This window comes from Chitinispirillales bacterium ANBcel5 (assembly GCA_029688955.1).
Lineage (GTDB): Bacteria > Fibrobacterota > Chitinivibrionia > Chitinivibrionales > Chitinispirillaceae > Cellulosispirillum > Cellulosispirillum alkaliphilum.
In genome coordinates this window covers 26,460-50,070 of record JARUKZ010000032.1, presented here as the reverse complement: position 1 = coordinate 50,070, position 23,611 = coordinate 26,460, and the positions used below count along the sequence as shown (strand labels likewise).

Annotated in this window: 12 protein-coding genes; 1 reads left to right on the top strand and 11 read right to left on the bottom strand. The window is 42.8% G+C overall.

Annotated features, from left to right (window positions below):
- Positions 1–526: 526 nt before the first annotated feature.
- The 7 genes from QA601_14730 to QA601_14700 form a co-directional block, all read right to left on the bottom strand.
- On the bottom strand, positions 527–2,890 hold the full coding sequence (locus QA601_14730) for a glycoside hydrolase family 9 protein (protein MDG5816348.1): 2,364 nt from the start codon (positions 2,888–2,890) through the stop codon (positions 527–529).
- A gap of 235 nt (positions 2,891–3,125) precedes the next feature.
- Positions 3,126–4,640, bottom strand: coding sequence for a glycine hydroxymethyltransferase (locus tag QA601_14725; GenBank protein MDG5816347.1), 1,515 nt, complete (start codon positions 4,638–4,640; stop codon positions 3,126–3,128).
- 206 nt (positions 4,641–4,846) lie between these two features.
- Positions 4,847–5,545: an HAD family hydrolase gene (locus tag QA601_14720; GenBank protein ID MDG5816346.1), complete on the bottom strand. Its 699-nt coding sequence runs from the start codon at positions 5,543–5,545 to the stop codon at positions 4,847–4,849.
- Positions 5,532–6,827: an aminotransferase class I/II-fold pyridoxal phosphate-dependent enzyme gene (locus QA601_14715; protein MDG5816345.1), complete on the bottom strand. Its 1,296-nt coding sequence runs from the start codon at positions 6,825–6,827 to the stop codon at positions 5,532–5,534. The genes QA601_14720 and QA601_14715 overlap by 14 nt, the downstream gene beginning before the upstream one ends.
- Positions 6,828–7,085: 258 nt before the next feature.
- On the bottom strand, positions 7,086–8,441 hold the full coding sequence (locus tag QA601_14710) for an FAD-dependent thymidylate synthase (protein MDG5816344.1): 1,356 nt from the start codon (positions 8,439–8,441) through the stop codon (positions 7,086–7,088).
- 87 nt (positions 8,442–8,528) lie between these two features.
- A complete protein-coding gene (ahcY, locus tag QA601_14705) occupies positions 8,529–9,959 on the bottom strand; it encodes an adenosylhomocysteinase (protein MDG5816343.1) in 1,431 nt (476 codons plus the stop codon).
- A gap of 97 nt (positions 9,960–10,056) precedes the next feature.
- On the bottom strand, positions 10,057–11,001 hold the full coding sequence (locus QA601_14700) for a GDP-mannose 4,6-dehydratase (GenBank protein ID MDG5816342.1): 945 nt from the start codon (positions 10,999–11,001) through the stop codon (positions 10,057–10,059).
- A gap of 232 nt (positions 11,002–11,233) precedes the next feature.
- Here QA601_14700 and QA601_14695 point away from each other — a divergent pair, with 232 nt between their 5' ends.
- Positions 11,234–16,882 carry a glycoside hydrolase family 9 protein gene (locus QA601_14695; protein ID MDG5816341.1) on the top strand — a complete coding sequence of 1,883 codons (5,649 nt, stop codon included), beginning with the start codon at positions 11,234–11,236 and terminating at the stop codon, positions 16,880–16,882.
- A 114-nt stretch (positions 16,883–16,996) separates the two neighbouring features.
- Here QA601_14695 and QA601_14690 read toward each other — a convergent pair whose 3' ends face one another.
- From QA601_14690 to QA601_14675, 4 genes are all read right to left on the bottom strand, one after another.
- Positions 16,997–18,250, bottom strand: coding sequence for a glucose-1-phosphate adenylyltransferase (locus QA601_14690; GenBank protein ID MDG5816340.1), 1,254 nt, complete (start codon positions 18,248–18,250; stop codon positions 16,997–16,999).
- A gap of 202 nt (positions 18,251–18,452) precedes the next feature.
- The gene (locus QA601_14685; protein ID MDG5816339.1) at positions 18,453–20,888 is read right to left on the bottom strand and encodes a hypothetical protein; all 2,436 of its coding nucleotides are present in this window, start codon (positions 20,886–20,888) and stop codon (positions 18,453–18,455) included.
- Between the two features lie 381 nt (positions 20,889–21,269).
- Complete coding sequence (locus tag QA601_14680) at positions 21,270–22,079, bottom strand: hypothetical protein (protein MDG5816338.1); 810 nt, start codon at positions 22,077–22,079, stop codon at positions 21,270–21,272.
- Between the two features lie 344 nt (positions 22,080–22,423).
- Positions 22,424–23,545 (bottom strand): AraC family transcriptional regulator, encoded by a 1,122-nt coding sequence (locus tag QA601_14675; protein ID MDG5816337.1) that lies wholly within the window; start codon positions 23,543–23,545, stop codon positions 22,424–22,426.
- Positions 23,546–23,611 lie beyond the last annotated feature (66 nt).

The following is a 23,611-nucleotide window of genomic DNA, read 5'->3' as shown; positions in this document are numbered from 1 at the left end:
CACTTCTAGTACTCAAAATCGCACTTCTAGTACTCAAAATCGCACTTCTAGTACTCAAAATCACACTTCTAGTACTCAAAATCACACTTCTAGTACTCAAAATCACACTTCTAGTACTCAAAATCGCACTTCCAGTACCCAAAATCGCACTTCCAGTACCCAAAATCGCATTCAATTGCTCTGTTAACGGGGGAAAACGTCTTTTTACGTGCTTCCTATCATTCAAGAGGCAAGAGGTCGTGCCCTAAAGGGGCTTCTATGCAGTAGGTGTAACAGGTTTATGAAAAAAAAGTGGCCAACGACAATTATAACTTCCCATCGACTACAATTAAAATTACCCATAATTGTTGGTGTAGTAAGGGGGCCAACACTACACCCTTTTTTCCGGGGCAAGGAAACCGGTGTGGTGGACAAAGATGGCCTCAGCATCGCAGTAAGGGACGACAAAACAAGAATTGTGAAGGATAAAAAAAGGGAGCTTCTTAAAAGCTCCCTTAAAAAAAGATCAAAAAGAATGGTGCGACCTTTATTCAATCACTTCCTGTACACTGATATTGCTCAGATATACATCGACGTCGGAAGTACCGCAGTTGATCTCAATTCTTCCATTCAAATCATCTTTTGCTTCCATTGTAAAGGTGAAGCTGTAAGTGTCTTTTTCGGGGCCCACTTCAAACTCCCGCTGACCACCCGCAATGTATGAATCCCATGGATCCTGGCTCATTCCAATGTTGGGGAAAACTTTTCTGGCTTCCGGCGCATGTGCATCGAAACTTACCCGGTAAGTCCTGCCCTGTCTAAGCTCCAGCCCGCTTTGGGTGATTTGTATATTCCACACATCATCACCAGCTTCTTTGGGGCTGATTTTAAACTCCCCTCCTACTACGTTACCCGTAGCAGATGCTGTTCTGTGTACACCGAAATCCCATGGAGGTATACCGCCCGAGAAATCACCATTCACCACCATTTCAGCGGGGTTAATGAACACAGCTACCACTCTTGAGTCTGAGATAAGGTTGATCTCAACAGGGTTTTGATTTGAAGCCGCTACTCCGGTCCAGTGGCTGAATACTGCGCCATCAGAGGGTTTTGCCTTCAGGGTTATTGTCTGAGATGCTTCAAAAGAGTCTTCCTGAGGCGAGACAGAAACCGATCCATCCCCTTCTACCTCAACCGAAAGCCCGAATGGACCATCACTTTTAAAATCATCACTGTTCATAATTGCATCAATAGCTCCAAAAAGGAAAGTTGAAGGAGCATTCCAGTTTATGGCCACTTCATTGGATGCGTAGCTTTTATAGGCATCTTCATAGCTTTTTGCAGGGACTCTATAAGTGTAGGGAGAATATGAGCTGTCCTGTCTGCCGGCATTAGGACCACCAGCCAGAAATCCGGGTACAGAACCAACCTCTGCAGCAACAGAGTGTCTGTGGTGGGGGTTAGCAGTCGCTTTCGATCCAAAGCCAGTCATAAAAGAGAAGGTGGTAGCGTTTTTCCCAAGCAGATAGTCGGCTACTTCTGAAGCCGAGAGGATATAGTGGCTCTCACCGGTAATTTTATAAGCATAGATCATTGCAATACCCATATTTGCGAATATAGAATTTGAGCCCCAGATGAAGTTAGCATTGGGGATGCGGTACAATGACCTGCTAATATCACCAATCCAGTTATCCGCAGCACTAACCACTGATGCTTTAATCCTTTCCTGCAGCTCCTCTGGCAGATCATTTTCTATCGTGGACAGAGAAAGGGCTGCAAGAGAGTGTACATTTTGCCATGATGGTGCAGAAGAGTAGGATAGATCCTGAGTTAGAAGGAATTCCTTAAATTCATCTTCTCCTGTGGTGATAAAGAGTTCTGATGCAGCCCAGATAAATTCATCTGAAAAATTTTGGTCTCTGTATTCACCTGTACGCACATCGGGAGGGTTGTTAAATGGTATGGAAGGGTTTTCCTGTGCCCATGCCCATGCCCTTTTGGCCCGCTCGATACAGTCTTTGGCATACTCTTCATCAAACGGTTCATAAACTCTGCCTGCCATGGCCATAACGGCTGCAAAATTAAGGGCAGAAGTGGTACTTTTTCCAATGGCGAATCGTTCATTATTGTCCTCGTGAGGCATTATATAGCCGGGAAAATTGAGGGTGGTTAATTTGAAAAATACACCACCGTCCTCATCCTGCATGGTTTTCATCCAGTCTACATTAAACTGAATTTCATCGAGGATATCAGGGCGTCCGTTGCCTGATTCAGGAATGTTGAGGCTTCCGTCGGGAAAGTAGTCAGGAAAGTTCTCGTAAAACGCCAGAAGAGTACCGGTCGAGATGCCCGAGTTTACTATGTATTTGCCGAAATCACCGGCATCATACCAGCCTCCCGGAGAGTACAACGTCCCCTCTTCTCTGCCACTGGATGGGTGAAAAGAAACTGCTGTATCGGGGTGGCCGGCAGGTCTGGCCCACTTTCCTGCGAATTCTTCGGTTAGCTCATAGGAACAGCGCTGAAAGTAGTAGGATCTCATTGATGCATTGGCCACCTCTTCAAGAACGTTGTCGGTAATTGAAAAGGGATGTGAGAGACCTCTGTTTTCTACTTTAACCTGGAATACTCCTTCTTCTCTCAATTCAGAGAAATCAGCCTGACGGCCGCTTTCACCAGACTGTGCCCAGTCTCTGGTTTCAGAAAGCTTTCCTTCAAACACTACTTCTTCATCGGCTTTTCTGATTATTTCAAAATTTGAAGCTTCTGTATCGATCACAATGGCGACCTTGCGATCAAGAGAGTGATACCCCAATTGGTTAAGTCTGAAATTATCTGCTGAAGATAGCGCAATAGCAGGCATGGTCATCGAAATAAGAAAGAGTTTTAGGGGAGTTTTCCATATTCTCACAAATACCTCCGTAGGAATTGCTAAAAAAAATATTAGGTATACTTATTCTCAAGTATATAAACCTGAAATAATAAATAAAACTAAAAAATACACACTGTTAAACAGGAACAGAAAAAAGGACCCAACGATTTAACTCTTATAATTGTTTTAAAATTCAAAAGAGGCTGCGGTGAAGGCAGTGGTATAAATAAAAACCAGGCCCGGAAAAAATTCCGGACCCGGAAGGAAGGAGACTTTAAGAGAAATGTTTTTGCAAAAGTTCAAGATCAAGTTCAGGATATACAGGAAAACGTGAAAGCAGGCTGTTGACTCTGTCTTTAGCTTCACCTGCAGCCCCGGGCTCAATGGAATATTTAGCTTTGCTCGGTTTCCCTGCATTGGGACCGGAGGCAATTGTGTTAGGTGTGCAGTTTGAAAGTACGAGTTTTACAATACCCGCAATCTCTTTCATCTCTTCTTCACCCATACCAAGAGTTGTCACGGCCGGTGTTCCGATTCTTAGTCCACTTGTGTACCAGGGGCCGTTAGGGTCATAAGGTAAGGAGTTACGATTAAGAGTAATCCCGCACTCTCTCAGAGCGCTTTCTGCCTGTCGTCCGGTGATACCAAATGGAGTTACATCGATGAGCATCAGATGGTTATCAGTTCCTCCGGTTGCTACACTCAATCCTTCATCGATAAGGAATTTGGAGAGTGAAGCAGAATTTTTAACTATAGATTGTGCATAGGTCTGGAATTCAGTGTCGTTGGCTTCAGTGAAAGCCACGGCTTTGGCGGCCATAACGTGGGCAAGTGGTCCACCGATAACAAGCGGACATCCTTTATCGACACTTTCGGCAAACTCTTTTGTACAAAGCACCATCCCACCCCTGGGGCCTCTAAGTGTTTTGTGGGTAGTAGTTGTTACTACATGGGCATGTTTAACAGGGTCAAATTCATCTTTGAAAACCTTACCGGCAACCAAACCACTGAAATGAGCCATATCAACCATGAAAACGGCATTAACCTTATCAGCGATCGCTCTCATTCGGGCGAAATCGATTTTGCGGGGATAAGCGCTGTATCCGGCCAGCAAGATTAAAGGTTTAATTTCCAAAGCCAATTGTTCTATTTGATCGTAATCAAGAAGGCCGGTTGCTTTATCGACACCATAGGTGTAGGCATCAAACATCTGTGCCGAGACATTGTGGCGATACCCGTGGGTCAGATGTCCCCCTGAGTAGTAGTCCATTCCAAGCAAACGTTGGTTTCCAAGTTTGTCCCTTAGTTGGTTCCAGTCGTTTTGGGAGAGTTTCGATGGATTGGTTTGGCCCAACTGTTCAAGTGCGGGGATTTCAACTCTTTGATTGAGTATGGCCCAGTAGGCTATGAGGTTTGCGTCTGCACCACTATGAGGCTGCACGTATGCATGCTCGCATCCAAACAGTTTACAGGCCAATTCTGCAGCATTGGATTCGATGGTATCTACATTGTCACAGCCGGCATAAAACCGGTGAAAAGGGTACCCTTCGGCGTACTTATCGGTCAAAAGGTTGCCCATGGCCAGCTGGGTAGCTGTTGAGCAGTAGTTTTCACTTGCTATAAGTTTTAGATTTGAGCGCTGATCGGCCAGCTCCTGAACTATAGATTTGGCGATCTGTGGAGCAATTTTCCCGACCTCAGAGAGGTTTGCCAGGTAGGCAACCATACTTGTGTTAATTTTTTCGGGACTGGTGTTTGAAATGTAGGAACTAAGTGCTGATCCGGACATGGACAGTCTCCTTTGAAGCTAAAGAAACCTGATCTGCCCAGGCGCGCGACAGATTCAGCCGGAAACTCCCCGATGGTTACCCCATCTTCTGCGCCAGTCGTATAACAGTGATTAAAATAATTATTGTACAAGCATCAGGTGAGATTTTCAGACAAGCTGTGATTGCAATACTTAAGCATGCAGTTTGAGGGGATAACGTTAGGTTTTTAGCGGCAAAGATTTGAAAAATACTGCTGCAAAGCAGACCATGAATTTAGATCTTCACCCTTATCACAGATTTTTTGAAACTGCATTCCGGCAGCTTTGGCAGCTGCGCCATCGGTGTCATCTCTGTCCCCCACGATGAGGACATTTTCGGGCTTTAGATTCCATAGCTCAGCAACAGCAAGCAGAGGGCGGGGCGATGGTTTGAGAGCACCATAAAACTCAGAAGATGTTAACGTTTCAAACAATGAAGTATCAATACCGAGTTTTTGTAATCTCTCCGCCACCAGGTCGTAATCTGAGAGAACTCCCAGTTTGATTCCCGAGTCTTTAAGCTTTTCGAGAGTAGCGTTAACACCGGGGCGACTGTTTTTAAAAAAGATCATCGAACTCACAAAGGATGGATAGAAAACAGTATCGATCCATTTTTGAATCTCTTCGGGTTGGCATTTTTCGATAACAGATAAAGAGGAGCACAGCTTGTTCATCAGGTCATTTTTGCAATTTAAATCGAGGCCGGCATAGCGGCTTCGCTCTTTTAAAAACCGCGGCAACCTGAATATGTTGGGGAACGCTTTTATGGTCATCCAGGGGCGGATGATCCAGTGCATTTTGTAGAGTGTACCATCAAGGTCAAAAATAATTCCCTTAATTGGAGGACTGTTTTCTTTTGCTGCTTTTACTTTTTCAAACTGTTTCACGTGCTGCTCTGTAGATATTTTCAAAAAGTTGATCCAAACTATCGTAAGGAATTGAAGAAAAGGCGACTCTGAGAAGACCTTTTTGGGAAATTACACCTGTTCCGTATTTTTCCATCAAAGTACGTCTGGTGGCCTCTGCTTTTTCGTTTTTCATTTTCAGGCACATAAAGTAGCCGGAATTATTGGGGAGTGGTTCAATGTATTCGCTGTACTCGGGGTGATTGTGGAATATGCTGCGGATTTTTTGATACCGTCTCTTTAGAATATTGAATTTTTCCCTTTTCTGTTCACTATAATCGGGGGTTCTGTAGGCATTATAGAGCAGATACTGGGAAAGATTAGATGCGCTGCTTATCGTCGCGCGGATAGCACCGGCCATTTTTGATTCCAAAGCCCTGTACAGTTGTTCTGAGTTTTTCGCGACTCCAAAGGTAACAAAACCCACTCTAAAACCCCAGACGTAATCTTCTTTGGTTGGTCCGTCAAATTTCACCGCAAGAATTCTTTCATGAGCATCCGCTAAAACAGAGAACATCGACTCTGGGATAATCCCATCCTCATACACCAGGCCAAAGTAAGCATCATCTATCAGTACTGTTATGGTGTTACCTTTTTGGGCAGATCTAATGAGTACATCTTTTATCTCTTGTGCTTCGGTTTCTGTTACGGTGTATCCGGTTGGGTTATTGGGGAAATTGAGGACTACAATTTTTTTGCCTGCAGGTCCTGCATTTAGCTGCTCTTCCATCCCCTTAATGTTAAAAGATTTGTTGTCAATGAAGGTAGGGAAGGTTGAAAACTGTGCGCCGTAGGTGTGTTTGAAAATCAGATCGTAATTTTCCCAGTAAAGGTCAGGAGTAATTATCGTATCACCTGGGTTGATTAGTATATAACCAGCCATGGAAAGGCCATGGGTCAGAGCGCTTGTTACCACCGGCAGGCTAATGGCGCGGTTAGAAAGAGAGGGGTTTTTCTTAAACAGCATCTCTTTCCATAAAGCACGAATATCGGGGTTTCCATAGCTTGGAGCATAAGAAAAACTTCCCTTTTCTACACTAAGCATAGTGTTTAGGGAATCAAGGACCATCGGCTCACCATCATCCTCAAGCGATATCCCGATAGTGGCATTTATCTTTAAATTTTTTGATTCTGCAGTTTGAGCAAGTATACCCTTTTTGGGGAAAAAAATGTTTAGACCTTTTTCTGAAAGCATATCAAGTACATAGGGATTTGTTGAGCGAATTGCGTCATTAAGCTCAACCGCTTGGGTATTACATGCCATGAGTATAACTCCAGTAGGGATTATCACAAAAGAGGCCAAAAAACTTAAATGGTAGTTTTCCGGCCATAAGCAGAAAAGTTTATATCAAACCAATTCAATCGAAAAATAAAGTGTGCGCTATTTAGAGTCAAATAGGAATTTTCTGATCAAAACAGTTCAGAGCTGGTAATTAGTATCGGTTGGCAGCTTTATTTAAAATAACTGTTACACTCGATAATCCAAAGCCGGTGCACTCTGAAAGCATTAAACCAGACTTATTTAAAATTCAGGTTCTGCATCCCCGATCGACAGGTGATCTTTTAGCTCAGGCCGCAGTTCGATAAGCTTATCGTAAGCATCTTTAAGATGCTGTGCGTAGCGATAGTGAGCACCCAACCCGGTACGTAGCTCGATTTCGTAAATGAATTTATCCAGGTGGGTTGAATGTTCAAAAGGTGTTTGGGCTCCAAGCAGCAGGCCATAACAATACCTGAAATCTTTTGTGCTTAAGGCCAATTTTTCGGTAAACTGTTTTTGTTTGTCTAAGAGGCCATCAACACCCGGGTGATACACTTCCTGCGGAAGATAAAACCCCTTTGGAATGAGCGGGGAGAATCGGTAACCACTACGGTGACGGTTTAAATCCCTCAGTTCAGCAATTGCGATGTTGTTCCAGGCAGCTCGCACCATACACCGATTTACAGTAGTACCGGTAGTGCTGTAGCGATTGGTTTTGCCCCTAAAGGCTTCATCTAAAGATTGCATTGGGGGAAGGAAATCGGGGGTATCATCAAGAATAGACAGATGAACTTTGTTGTCGATGTTTTTTATACCTACCCCATGATTAGAGATTTCATTGATTGAATAAGCTGAAAGGAGTTTTGACTGGGCGTTACTTGCCTCCGTAGGGTAGCTGTGTCTGACCATTCGGGGGACAAATTTCTCGAGTTCTTTACGAATCAGTGTAGCACAATTTTGAGCTTCAGGAATACTCAGAGAATCGAGCTGTCGAACCGTTTCTGCCCAAACCCGTGCAGTCATGACATAAGCAGCATTGGTTTTAGTAGCAAAAGGGATAAAGTACCTGGCCCTGTCAAGAGCATAGTTTTTTCTGATACGGTTTGCAATTTTTTCGTCTATACCATCCGGCAGGCGAATCACTGAGGGGTTTTCGGTTGCTTTTCTGTCGAGGGCATCATAGGTGAGGTGGTAAGTTTCAAAGGATTCAACCATTAGATCAAGCCATTCACTTCTTAGATCCTTAGGTATACCGATCTGCTCCGGGTCTGGCAGGCTTGATTTATCCATTTGAATATATCTGGTACTGGATTCCTGGCCATCACACAGCTGAGCAATCTCAAAAATCTTAAATGCAAGAAACATTGAGATGTCATCAACCGCTATGGCAATGCCACCAGTCATACCGGTGATACTTGCGTGTCCGTAATCCACAAAGCGAAAAATAGAGTCTACCGATTTATCCGGATCGTTCCAGTCTATTGACTGGAGAATTGTATCAATTCCTTTGTTTGATCTGGAATATCGGGCCAGACTGCTCGCAAGAAGTTCTGGTGTCACCTGTGGATTGTCTTTTGCTCCTGGTGGAGTACACAGGCCAATACCGGTTACCTTCATCCCTTTACCTCATTTATTCTAGAATATTCTGTTCTAAGTAGAAATGGCGGTGTGATCATACACATCCGCCATCATCTGTATAAAAAACTAGTATCTGTAGTGTTCTGGTTTAAACGGACCTTCAACCGGAACGCCGATATAATCAGCCTGTTTTTTGTTCAACTTGGTTAATTTAACCCCAATTTTCTCCAGGTGAAGGCGTGCAACTTCTTCATCAAGGAGTTTTGAAAGAATGTAAACGTTAGGTTTATATTCATCTCTGTTTTCCCATAGATCAATTTGGGCCAGAGTCTGGTTAGTGAATGAGTTAGACATAACAAATGATGGGTGTCCGGTAGCACAGCCAAGGTTAACCAGCCTTCCCTCGGCAAGTAAAAAGATTTCGTGGCCATCAGGATAGATATATTTATCTACCTGAGGTTTGATTGTGACCTTTTTAATGTCAGGCCAGTTTTCGAGTTGGCTAACCTGTATTTCATTGTCAAAATGACCGATATTGCAGACTATTGCCTGATCCTTCATTTTAGACATATGCTTGGCTGTAATTATGTCTACGTTACCGGTAGTTGTAACATAAACATCGGCTATTCCAAGCGTGTCTTCCACTGTAGTAACCTGATAACCTGCCATTGCAGCCTGAAGGGCACATATCGGGTCTACTTCAGTAACGATTACCCGTGCGCCAAACCCGCTCATGGACTGAGCGCATCCTTTCCCTACATCTCCAAAACCACACACCACCACAACTTTTCCCGCAATCATCACATCGGTTGCTCTTTTGATTCCGTCCGCAAGGCTTTCCCGGCAACCGTAAAGGTTATCAAACTTTGATTTTGTAACAGAATCATTTACGTTTATTGCAGGAACAAGTAGTTTGTCATTTTTTAGCATCTGGTAGAGGCGGTGTACACCGGTAGTCGTTTCTTCCGAAACGCCTTTCCACTCTTTTGCCACACTATGCCAGTGTTGTGGATTTTTTTCATGAACTTTTTGAAGCAGGCTTTTTAAAACAGCTTCTTCCTCGCTTTCTGCTGGCTCATAAGCCCACTTATCACCATCCTCAAGCTGGTAGCCTTTATGGATGAGGAGGGTGGCATCTCCACCGTCGTCTACAATAAGATTTGGTCCCTTATTACCCGGAAAAGTAAGCGCCTGATAGGTACAGGCCCAGTAGTCTTCAAGGCTCTCGCCCTTCCAGGCAAACACTGGTACACCGGTGCGGGCAATTGCTGCTGCTGCATGATCCTGGGTTGAGAAGATATTACAGGATGCCCACCGAACATCTGCTCCAAGCTCCGTAAGTGTTTCGATAAGAACTGCAGTTTGTATGGTCATATGAAGAGAGCCAGAAACCCTGACCCCTTTCAGAGGTTTCTCAGCGGCATATTTCTCTCTAACAGCCATAAGACCAGGCATCTCTTTTTGAGCAACATCAATCTCTTTTCTGCCCCAGTCGGCAAGTTCAATATCTCTGATGGCATGTGGCAGGTTAGCCCAGATATCAACGTGTGGTGACATGCAATAACCCCTTCGAATTAAATATTTATCTACTTTTATCTATCCAAAATAATTAACCAAAATAAATGAAAGCCGGCCTGCAGTCCAAGAGCTTACCTTATTTGGGTTGTTTCATCCAGTAATCAAAAAGATCATCGAGTGTCTTCTCAATGGCGATTTGTGCTCGCCAGCCGGTATGGGAGCAAAGTTTTGAGTTGTTCCCGACGATGCTGAGACTGTGGCCTTTAGGTCGTCTTTTCTCATTAGGGTGGAGTATTTCAATCTGCTGAGAGGATTTATTTATCAAATATTTAAGGATATATTGAAGAGAAATTCCCTTTCCGGAGCAAACATTATAGATATCACCCCACCGGCCCTTTTTCAGTATTAGATAGTAGGCTTTAACTATATCCCTTACATCACAGAAATCCAACATCGCAGAAATGTCGCCTACTTTTATGGTAGCAGGAGCCTTGTTTTTCTCGATCTGTGCTACCTGATACGCCCAATCAGAGCATACGAATTTGGGACTCTGTCCTGGCCCGGAATGGTTAAAAGATCGTGTGCAACGGCAGTCCAGGTTAAATTGCCTGGAGTATTGAGCTGCGATAAGTTCGCCGGAGTATTTGGAAATAGCATAGAAATCGTGAGGAACAGGGGTAAGTTCTTCCCTGATTGGTTCGGTTGCTGATACTGCGCCATACTCTTTGGATGATCCGGTGATTAGAATGCTACAGTTGGGCGCGTAGCGTTTTGCTGCATCCAGAACCGAAATTGTTCCTAAAAGGTTGATTCTGAATGCATCCTGAGGTGAGTTGTCTGCTTCTGGAAGGTAGCTGATAGCTGCAAGGTGATAAATCTGAGCAGGTTTAACAGCCTTAATCATGGCTTCCATTGCAGGTGTGTCCGGAAGCAGTGCTTGTGTATAGGTCACAAACTCCATTGCCGGAGAGGGGTGAGCGTCAGTACCATACACCATCATACCGATATTTCTAAGATATATAGCAAGGTGTTGCCCGACAAAGCCATTTACGCCCGTTATGAAAACATTACTTTCTATCAATGCTAAGAGCCTTTTGTTTCAGGTAGTTGCAGCTTACCCGGGGTCGTCTAATCTGATTTTTAAAACCGTAGACACAACTGTCTACACTTTTTTTCAGGTAAAGCTATAAAATAGATTAAAGTATCACTATGTGCAGAATTAAGTTTTATATTAATTAGGGATAGTTTTGAAACAGTAATAAAGTGAATAGCGTGTTGTACTTACATAATCCTACTAAGGTGGAGCCGGATTTATGATATGCATAGTAAAAATTTTTCTGGTAGTGATCATCACTGTTTTAAGCGCTTCAAGTGCTCAGCATCAGGACCCCCGTTCCTATGAGCAGATTTCACTGCCACTCCCCGATACACTCGATCAGCTCTATCGTGATTCTGCCACTATTCAGATTGGGCGGGTGAGAGTTAATCAGGCCGGGTACAGGCCACAGGATAATAAATACTTTTATTATGTAGCTTCGCAGGGCTCGTCACCATCTCAGTTTTCTGTTATCGAATATAACTCCGGGGACATGGTCGCTACCGGGCAGCTCATACCAAGAAACACAGAAGTTGCGGGGCAAATGAGGATCCGTGCATCAAACAACGCTCAGATAACTACCGGCGGTGACACGCGTTATGAGATGGAGAGTGAACTTGTGGAGGGGGCGCTCTATGAAGGTATGATTCCGGAATCGGTAGGGCCGGGAAGATACATTATCAGAGTGGGTACAGATGAATCGGTGCCGTTTAGGATTGATGAGAGGATCTACAGTTGGGTTCGTGACGCAGCCATAAAGTTTCCGGGTGTTAACCGATGTGGCGATTCAGATTCCTGGTTCCATCCGGCTTGTCACCTCCAGGATCCTACACCCGGAGGGTGGCACGATTGCGGGGATCATCTTAAAGAGGGGATAACTCAGAGTTTTTTACATGCAATGCTTGGACTTGCAGCAGCAGTTTTCAGGGATCGTGATGTTGATAACTACGGCAGAAATCATAACCACACGATAAACACTGATGGTATTCCCGATGTGCTGTATGAGGCAAAGCATGGTGCTGATTATATTCTTACCGCTTATGATAATGCGGGCGGAGAGATCACTTCAATGGTGACATCGGTTGCTGATTATGGTCAGGACCATCAGTGGTGGGGAAGGCCAGAGTTTCAGGACATGATGCCTCAGGATCGGGGAGGGCCACCAAGAGCTGCACGTATTGAACTGGGGGCAAATATACTCGGCAACTTTGCTTCAGGACTTGCATTTACAGGAAAGCTGTACGAGCCTTTTGATAGTGAGTATGCAGAGAAATGTATCCGTGTTGCCGAAGAGTTATATGCTTATGCTAAAGAAAATCAGGAGGCGACTGAAACACCAGCTTACAATGGTAATGGCACAGTTAATGATGAACTGGCCCTGGCAGCAGTCGCGCTTATGTGGGCAACAGGCAACAGAGTTTACCTGGAAGAATTATGTTACGACCAAACCATCGGTACTCATGGAAATGCTGTCTTTGACAATTTCTCTTTTGAGGGGGGCTGGTTTGCGAATAACAATGTACAATTTAGCAAGGATATGGCCAATACCGATTGGGCATCTGTTCATGTACCTGCGAAGTGGGGCTTTTTCAGACTCATATTGTTAGATGAAGAGCTCTGTGAGCAATTAGGTATAACTTCGGAAGAGAGACTAAGGTTGATCGAGAGAACGATGAACCAAATGATCTATTCTATAAGTCAAATTTCCCATACCGGAGATGCGAGCATCGAACTTCCCAATCACGGACTTCCCTGGGGTGGGCACATTCTCAGATATAATAGCGTATGGAAATATATGCATATTCAGCAAGACTGGATGTGGAATCGCTACCAGTTTGGAAATATTTTTGACCTTTACTGTTATTCGGACATGGCAAAGTGGGTTCAGGGATTAGAGTTGCCAAACACACCCGCATCAACCGATTGGAAAGGCCCGGAAGTAAGAGAAGTAATGGTTCGCCAGATGGATTATATGCTGGGGGTCAATCCCTGGGATGTTTCGATGATTCTTGGGGTGGGGAATAAAAACTTCAATCATATTCATCACAGGGCTGCTAATCCTGAGGGGAAAAACGTTCCGGGTGCATTTTATCCCTACAGGCCACCGGTAGGCGCTCTATGGCCTGGAGTAAACCCTACAGAAATTCTTCACGATGAGCATTATGACAATTACTATGTGACAGAGTCTGGTATTGATGCTTCAGCAGTGATGATGGTTCCAATTATGGGACTTGCCAAAGATGAACCGATTAATGAACCTCCTGACGCAACCGTGCGTATTGTTCATGTGGGCTATGATCAGGCAATCATAGAAATACGTCAGAGTCGCTTTGGGAACAGTACTGTGCGATATGGAGAAATAACCGCTTCACCTTCTCAGCTAAAAGAGTGTGATTCAGCAGGGGTATTTCACAGAATTGTACTTGATGGACTTAGAAATGGCACCACGTATCATTTCGATGTGTTAGTGTCGGATCTTTTCGGTAATAGTGATGCGATTGATAACAGAGGTGAATATTTTGAGTTCACAACACTTCAAAACCGACCGGGAGATGCAGAAATTATAAATGTAAAAGTATGTAAGGTGACAAGTGATTCTGCAGAGATCTTTTGGTATACACCCAATGGTGAGTATAACAGCAGAATTGTTTTTGGAAAAGATATGCCGCCTGATATCGTACAGGATGGAAACATTTATGATCGGCCAACCAGCTTTCATTATGTGAAAATCGGGGGGTTGGAAGAGAGAACCACCTATTATTTCTATGTGGAATCAGATGGTGTAAGAGATGATAATGACGGTCAGTTTTATTCTTTTACAACACCGGTGGAGCATGTGGAATTTGATGTTCGTGCGATCCGGTATGATGAACATTTCATCGGTTTGAATGTCGTTAATCAGGATGTAAAAGCGTACGACTCCCTGGAGCTGAGAATGTATGTGCGTTCGCCAGAGATTATAAATGTAGATGGTCAGGAGGTCAACTTTGATGACCATTTTGCATTCAGGGTTGATATTGGAATTCAATATAATAGTGCAGGGTATCAGGATGAGCATTTTAAAGAGTATCTTGACCCGCTTGTTCAGGCTGCAAGACCGGTGAAAATGGATGACACCTACGATCCCGAAACTGATACCTGGGCCTGGTATATTCCTGTTCCACTTGGCAGTGCTCAAATGGAATCGGGGGCCAGGTTTCGCATCGATCTCCTGATGGACAGCCGCAGCCCCTGGCCTCCCTATGAAGATCTAATGAATGTGCCTCCCCAAAAAGAGATAACAGATTTGGATTGGAGCTTTAAACCCCACAGTAGAGCGGATGGTGCGCCGTTTGACTATCCCGGGCTTCCGGAGGGAGAAAAGGATGAAGACCTTGATCAAAATTACTGGAACATTCCGGTTAACCCCTACATAACCGTCTATCGTAAAAATGAGTTTGTATGGGGTTACTCACCTTCTCGATCAGAGCAACAGACAAGACAAAACCACTACGAGTTAACTTCTCAAATTGTCGATCCGCTCCTAAACCCATCAGATGAGTATGTGTTTATTGAACAGGTTAACCCTGTTGTTACAGCTCGTGGTTGGGCACGGGTTAATGAAGATGGTGTAATAAACGATATCTGGGTTAATGGAGAGCGAATTGTTGATGTCAGTTCGGTGGCCAGGTATGACTTTCAACAGGATATGTATGAACTTGCCATTCCCGTTCCTGTTCAGAATGGCCCTAATAATGTAGATGTCACAATCTTTGCCGGTCCTCCGGAAGACTGCATCGATTGTATGGGATGTGCTTTTCAGAATCATAGTTTTTATGTTGATTTCAGAGGCGCAGAAGCCTATCCATCATCAATGTCTTTAAGAGATCTGCAGGATAACCCCCTGGGCGATACAGCACGTATTGATACCACAGTTTTTAACGTGCTGGTGAGAGATCTTAATGCAAATTTAGATCCATCTAAACCCGATACCGTATGGGTCTCGGTGGTAAATCCGGTAAACGGAGATAGTATCTATATACCTTTGCTGGAAACCGGAGACTCTACTGGTAATTTTAGAAGTATTGATCCTGTTGAAGTTGTCAGCCTTCCACCATCACAAAGGGGGAAAAACCAGATTTCTATGAGAGGAGGCGATGTAATATGGGTTACCTATATCGATCCAACAGACCCCACCGATATCTCTCAGGCTTATCTTGTAAGCCGGGCCGATTTTCCGGTTCCGGTTGACGCATGGTTTACTGATACGGGTGGGGAAGGCACAATAGATCGCATTGTAATCAGGTTTAATCAGGTTATCGATGATCCGTTGGATTCAATCAGGCTCACCATTCCTGATATGGAGGGAAGGCGCCTGTTAACACCCTCACAAGATAATTTCACTATTGAAGAGGATGTCGTTTACATCGATCTTAATCCTGAGCTTGATAGAATTACCGGTTTTGAGCCAGGCGCACAAATGACAGCAAGAACTTATTTAACCTATAATGAAATAGTGCGGGAATCGGTTGTTCCTGTTGCTGACAGAGCAGGGCCTATTTTACTGGACAGGGCACTTTTATTTGAAAGGGTAACCGGAGTCTATGATACGCTTCAACTACTCTTTTCTGAACCGATCAACCCGCAGAAAACTGTGCACCAATCTCTTTACCTTAAACAAGGAAATGAGATTATCCCGTTAACTGTACTTACAATACTAAACTCAGGGACTCTGAATAACTCTGTTACCCTGCTTGTGTACGCCGATGGTGGTGCTGTAAAAGAGGAAGATTATGTTTTTATAAATCCTGAAGGTCCCATTAGGGATTATGCGGGCAATCACGCTCATCCAGAAAACACGCCGGTACCGGTGATTTTAAGATCTGCACTTCCCAGAATAACCAGCGCACACTACTTCGACAGTAGTGCTGATGGGGTAATTGATAATGTTAAATTCTCACTGTCATCAAAAGTCGATGTTACAGACCTCTCCATTGAGATCTTGTGGGAAATGGAGGATACGGTAAAAATACCAGCCGAACGTATTAGTTTATTTGGTGATAGCGGACAGGATTTTTTCATAAATATTGAAGGTCTGGTTACTGGCGATTCGATAATTACAGGTGGTCAGATGTATATGTATGCTGCGTTTAGAAATTTTTCTAATGATAGATTAGAACGGGCTGTTAATGATAGTGCCGCACCGGTGATCAAAAATGCCACTTTTGCACCCGGAGCAGTTTTAGAGGTGGGCGAATCATACCCTGATACACTGTATGTTACATTTTCTGAATCTGTTGCTGCAATCAGGGAACCGCAACCCTTTACTGCTGTGTACGGAGAAACCGGACAGCAATATACGTTTAACCTGCATAGTATTACCAACCAAACATCTGAGCAACACGTCTTCATTGTTAATTCAATAGATGGAGTCGAATACCCGGGCACCTTGGATTCTATATGGATAGATACTGCTACTCAGGTGTACGATAGTTATCTCAACGTACAAACCAATGAAAATAACAGGCGCAGTCCACTTACTGTAAAACCACCACCTTTTACCATGAAGTTTAGCGCAGGACCCAACCCTTTTGTGTTTGGGGAAACCGAGTCAATCAGGTTGGAAGCAGAACCAATTTCGCTAATTCCTATTGAAATTAACTTGTCAGGGGAAGTTTATATATATGATAATGTCGGAAATTTGGTTATTAATGAACCGTTGCAAAAAGAAGATGGATCAAGCAAACTCTATTTTGATTGGAACGGTTATACCAGCAGAGGAAGAAAAGCAGGTACAGGTTCATATTTGGCGATTATTCGTGTAGAAGGTGATACAAAGAGCCCTGAGCCTGATAGGGGAAGAATAACCATAGGTATATCGGATTAAAATTACAATCAACCGCCCTTCATAGTTAATTTGGTTGTAATAGAAAAAGCCTGTACTTTGGTACAGGCTTTGTTCTTAAGCGAACTTAAGGTTATATCAGTTCGCGATGAAAAATTATAAAGTGTATCCGGAAGGTACATGCATCCCCTTAGGGACTGCGATAATTCCATCCCTAATAATTATTCCATCGCGTTCGCCATTTTGAATATTTTCTACATTCGTGAGATTTACATCGTCTCCAATGTGAACGTCTTTGTCGAGAATAGCATTTTCGATTCTGCAGTTCTTACCTATTCCCATAGTTCCGTGCTCATCATAGTAATCGGCACCCATAAAAATAACCCGGGATAGATTACACCCTTTTCGGATTACAGATCTAACACCTATCACACTGTCAGCTATGGTCGCGTTTTCAATCATAGACCCTTCGCATACAATAGATGAATCAATGGATGAGCCGCTGATTTTTGCAGCTGGAAGAAAACGTGCGTGAGTAAAAATGGGCTTTTCCTGATCATAAAAATTAAAAGGTGAATTGGGAGTGGTCAAAGAAATATGTGAATCAAAAAAGGCTTTAATTGTCCCAATGTCCTCCCAATATCCTGAAAAAGGGTATGCAGCCACATTATAATTGGAGATAGCTGCGGGGATAATTTGTTTGCCAAAGTCATCAAAGTCATACTTGTCAAGAAGATCGATAAGGACCTGTTTTTTAAAGAGGTAAATACCCATAGATCCCACATGAGAGCGTTCTTCATCACTGCCATTATCTTTGGGAGGACGAAGCTGTAATGGAAGCTCAAAGTTATCGATAACAGAATCATCCTTGGGTTTTTCAACAAAATCAAGGACCTTGTAATTGGCATCCATTTTCATTATCCCAAGCTCACTGACCTTTGATCTTTCCACCGGAACAACGCTCAAGGAAATATCAGCCTCATGTTCCTGGTGAAATTTAAGAAAATTGTGGAAATCCATCCTGTAAAGATGGTCCCCTGAAAGTAAAAGGATGTTTTCTCCGGATTGCCTGAAATTGGTAAGGTTTTTTCGTACCGCATCAGCAGTACCCTGATACCACCCCTTGCTGTCCAGAGTTTGGGATGCAGCAAGCACAGAAACAAATCCTTTGGAAAAGTTGTCCATTCTGTAGGTTTGGAAAATATGTCTGTGAAGCGATTCGGAAGCAAACTGAGTCAAAACCCAAATTTGTCTGATTCCATGGTGCAGGCAGTTACTAATTGGGATGTCGATTAATCTGAATTTACCGCCTATAGGAACCGCTGGTTTTGAACGTGCTTTGGTCAGTGGATGAAGACGGCGTCCCTGACCTCCGGCGAGAATAATTGAGGTAATCTGAGGGGTCATCATTAAGTCCTTTTTTTAAGGTTCAAAATTTTCTCTACCAGTGTTGTGTTTAGATATTTCACAGCTTTTCAATAAGGATTAAATGAGACATATGTCTCTAAACCTCGCCTCTAAACGTATATCTTTTTAAAGCTACGCAAAATTCAATTGCCAAAGGAAAACTTTATTGTGCTGGATAAGATTACTTATCCAGCACATTATAACATCATCCCATTATAACTTCAACTGTATGTACAGCATTATCATTATAAACCGGTATAATATTTCCCTCTATTTCCTTTCCATTGACCGTTATTGTTTTTACACCTTTAGAAACATGGTCTGGATTTTTTACGTTAATATTGTAAGTAGAGCCTCTAAAAACTCTTTTTACGGAAAAATCGTTCCATTCCTGTGGTATACAAGGGTCGACAATCAGACCTTCATAATCAGGACGTACCCCAAGAATCCAATGCGATACTGCAATAAAGTTCCATGCAGCAGTACCGGTAAGCCAGGAGTTTTTAGCCTCTCCATGGCGCCCTGCATCTTTACCGGCAATCATCTGTGAATAAACGTATGGTTCCATCCTGTGTTTGTCGCTGATATCTTCCCGGTACGCAGGAGCAATTTTCTTATAATGTTCAAAAGCAAAGTTTCCCTGACCTAAAACAGTTTCTGCTATTATTACCCAGGGATTATTGTGGCAAAAGATTCCTGCATTCTCTTTGTATCCAGGAGGATAGGATGAGATTTCACCTAAATTAATATGGTATTTGGAATAAGGAGGGTTTACCAGCACCATTCCGTGGTCACTATCCAGGTAGTTACGGGTAGATTCCAGGGCCTTTGCTGCCATACCATCTTCCACTCCTATACCAGCCATAACGCAGTACCCTTGTGGCTCAATGAAGATCTTGCCTTCCTCATTTTCACTGCTTCCTACCTTATCACCGTTATCATCGTAAGCCCTTAAAAACCACTCTCCATCCCAGCCATGCTTAATTATTGCGTCTTTCATGGTTTCGATATGTTCATTAGCAGCTTTGGCTTCATCGTTTTTGCCCAGATGCTCAAGGATCCTTACATACTCTTTTCCAATGCTAACAAACATTCCACCGATAAAAATCGATTCTGCAGTTTTTCCATCCTTACTTGTGCATGTCTGAAACGATTCATCCGGTGTGGAAGAAAAGCAATTGAGGTTAAGGCAGTCATTCCAGTCTGCTCTGCCTATAAGCGGCAGACCGTGAGGTCCACGGTTTTCAACCACATGATGAAATGATCTTTTAAGGTGGTCAAGAAATGGCTTTGCTTTATCTGGGTTGTTGTCGTAAGGTACCGATTCTTCAAGTATACTCCAGTCACCACTTTCCTTTATATAGGCACTGGTGGAATAGATAAGCCACAGAGGATCATCGTTGAAATCTCCACCAATTTCGTCATTACCTTTTTTTGTGAGCGGCTGATACTGATGATAAGCACCACCATCTTCCAGCTGTGTAGCAGCTAAATCGAGTATTCGCTCTCTTGCTCTGTCAGGGAGCTGATGGACAAAGCCCGCAATATCCTGGTTAGAATCGCGAAAGCCCATCCCACGTCCGATTCCAGATTCAAAATATGAAGCACTGCGGGACATGTTAAAAGTAATGATACACTGGTATTGATTCCAAATGTTTACCATACGATTTAGCTTCTCATCACTGCTGTCCAGAACATAACGGGAAAGAAGGTCGTCCCAGCTTTTCTTTAGTTCTGATAGTGCTTTGTCTGCCCCACTGCTGGTTGAGAAAAGCGAAATCATCTCTTTTGCTTTCTCTTTATTAATAACTCCGGGAGACTCCCATTTCTTCTCTTCATCATTCTCTACATACCCCAGTACAAAAACAAGCTCGGTGCTTTCTTTGGGCTCAAGGGTTATAGTAATACTGTGTGAAGCTATAGGCGACCATCCATCAGCAACCGAGTTTCTTGACTTTCCATCAAGTACCGCTTCCGGATTTTCCGGTCCATTATAACGGCCCATAAAACTTTCTCTATCTGTGTCAAAGCCGGAGACTGGTCTGTTTACTGTATAGAAGGCGTAATGGTTTCTGCGTTCGCGGTATTCGGTTTTATGGTAAATCGTAGATCCATCAACCTCAACCTCTCCGGTGTTAAAGTTTCTCTGGAAGTTGGTCATATCGTCCTGAGCATTCCACAGGCACCATTCTACATAGGAAAAGAGAGTAAAATTCTTCGCTTTATCGGTATTATTGGTAAGAGTTACTTTCTGTACCTCACCATTAAAATCTGATGGAACAAAATAGAGCACTTCAGCAGCGAGTCCGTTGCGTGTGCCTTTTATAATTGTATAGCCCATACCATGTCTGCACTGGTACTCGTTTAAACCACGCTTTACCGGTTTCCACCCTGGTGACCAAAAATCATCACCTTCACGGATATAAAAATAACGCCCATTGTTATCTACCGGAATATTGTTGTAGCGATAACGGGTAATTCTACGAAGTCTGGCATCCTTATAAAAGCTATATCCACCCGAGGTGTTGGAAATCAGTGAAAAATAATCCTGGCTTCCAAGATAGTTTATCCAGGGATAGGGGGTCTGAGGGGTGGTTATAACATACTCACGCTGTGAATCATCAAAATAACCGTATTTCATAAAGGTCTCCTGAAATTTATGTATGGAATTTATTTGTTTTGCTGCACAGAAAACGTAAGTTCTCAACTACCCCTCCCACCGTTCACCCTTCGATATTTAGCTCTATGCTGTTGGATAAGACCGAAGAGGAGGGAAAGGTATTTCAGAGAATAGAATGATCCTATAATATATGTTACAGAACAGATACTTAAAAGCTTAAAATTAAATGAAGTAGGAGTGAGTTAGAAGAGATCGGGGCTACTATTACTGTTGTGCTAAAACGTACTTTTGGTACCCCTTAGAGTGTTGGGTGAGACTCCGGATACAAATGTGTTTACTGTTATAGCGGTAAAAAAAAGCATCTGCGGTCAGAAAAATGTATGACCGCAGATGCTTGCAATGTTATTTATTTATACCAAAAATCGAGTACTCAATACCATGAAAATGAATGGCATCCACAAAAAGCTCAAGCTCTTCATTGGCTATTTTGTCGTATGACTGATGGCTTACAAATTCAAAAAATGTGACCTTGTCTTTACCATCTTCCCATACAAGGCCATCATTTCTGGCACTTGAATAGGGCCTTGCAACAAAATCTTCAACCGGTATTTCATAGTAGGTCCACTCATCGCTTAGGGTTATGGTTGCAGCAAAATTTCCCCAGTTATCCCCCGGTGGGTAGCCGTTGTGGATAGTATCTGTAGTCATACTTACATAGAAGGAGCCAGAACCTTTGGCCCAGAAGGTGACTTTTTCCAGTGAAGAAAAATCATACCAACTTCTACCGTAAATGCCCAAAAACGCTGTTCCAACGCCAATGTGGGGGTAATTATCACCTTTAAGGTGCATACTAAGATGGAGCCCGTTTCCCTCTTTGCCCCACGGTCCTACTGCCCGGTAAAAATTATTTTCCGCGCCAAAAGATACTTGTGTACCTGTGTTCATCTGCTCACCGTTAGGGGCAAACATACTACTCTCGTCATTATGATATATTACCCAAATCCCATGATCTTTAGTAGGAAGAGTATCACCGAGGTGATAAGACAGTCCTGAGAGGTAATTTTGTTCAGGGCGTTTATCGTAACTGTTCTCAAAATTATCGATAATGACGACCGACTCCAGATGGCTGATATCTTCAGTAGTACTTAAGGGATTAGTACTGGAGCAGAATATTAATAAAGATACTACTGACACTAGGTACAAGGATTTCATATTTATCTCCTTTAAAATAGAGTAGAAAAGGTTAAGTCGATCAAACTATTTGAAGAGTTTCCCGGGATAAACTCTTAATAAAAATTTACACCATTTGATTTTGGAAAAAATCTAGTTAGAGTAAACAAAACTCTGCCACTTAAATGTAAATGCATGTAAGTATTTGAAAAACAGAAGTATAGGGCTTAGTTGGCTGGGCGTTCCTGTTCTTCACATTTTTATCTTAAAAAATTGATCATATCATGTAAGCTTTTGATTTTGATAATGATGAGTAGAAGGTAATAGTAGAAGAAAAAAGAGAGGGGAATCGTAAAAGGTGAATGATAGTGAAGGAAATTATGAATTCAGGTATGTGATTTTTTTCGATACTGATTAGGAGTAACCCCTTCAGTTATTTTGAACATTCTGTTAAAGTGAGCTACATTGTTGTAACCAACTTTACGTGATATTTCTGCAATTTGGCGATCGGTGGAACGCAGCAATCGCTTTGCCTCTGTAATTCTTATACTATTTAAATACTGCTTTAAACTGCATGACATACTCTTTCTAAGTACACTTGAAATCTTATTGGGAGATATACCAACTTCTCTTGCAATATTTACAGCATCGAGATTTGGGTTATTGAAGGAACGGGCGATAAATGAAACTATTCTCTTGGTCTCTTCGTCGGTATAGCTCTGGACCTTGAGCGGCTCGTAAGTAACGATCAATTTTTGCGGGGTTTTTTTCTTTTTTCTCACAAAGACAGAGTAAATAACAAAACCGCCCACACCATAGATAATCAAAAATAAAAGAAAGGAGATTGCTCTTGATGCTAAATTCTTTTCAAACCTGATTGATTCTATATTCATGCTGAGGTTTTTATCTACCGGGGTACTAGTACCGCTTTGAATCACCAAAGATGCTATGCAGGAAAATTTTTCTTTGGGAAATTCGTTAGGTTCACGCCTATACAAGCTATACCACCATTGAGGGGTCGAGAATGAACTTAGGGGTAATCTAAAAGTATGCTGGCTATTGGAACTCATGACTTCTCTTACAAGAAATCTGTAACTCATATGATCATCGGGGTTAGTAAAACCTTCTACAAAGCTTCTGAGGTGAAAAGCAAGATCAGGTGGTTCATCTGCACGTATTTTAACGCTTAAAAAATCATACATGGAGATGTCCGTGTAGTCTGAATCTTCATTGAGATGAAAGATAACTCCCACATAGGGATGGTTAAACCCCTGTTGTAGTCTGAACTCTAAGTTCATACCGCTGCTGTCAGAGATGCCATAAATGATAGAATTCCCCTGGTCTGCTCTGTCGTCGTATACAAAGCCCTGATACTGCTCGTTTGGTAAAATAGTGTAAGTTTTGTTTCTAAGGGAGTTAAGAAATATTAGACCAGCTATAAGTATAGGAGATAAAAAGAGTAGCTTTTTAGGAGTTAGGTGTTTTGTGGGGAGAATTTTAAGGTTCATAATTTGATGACTTAACTCCGGTAAAAGGCCATGTTGTAAAATGATGTAAAGGTAAGTACGCTATTA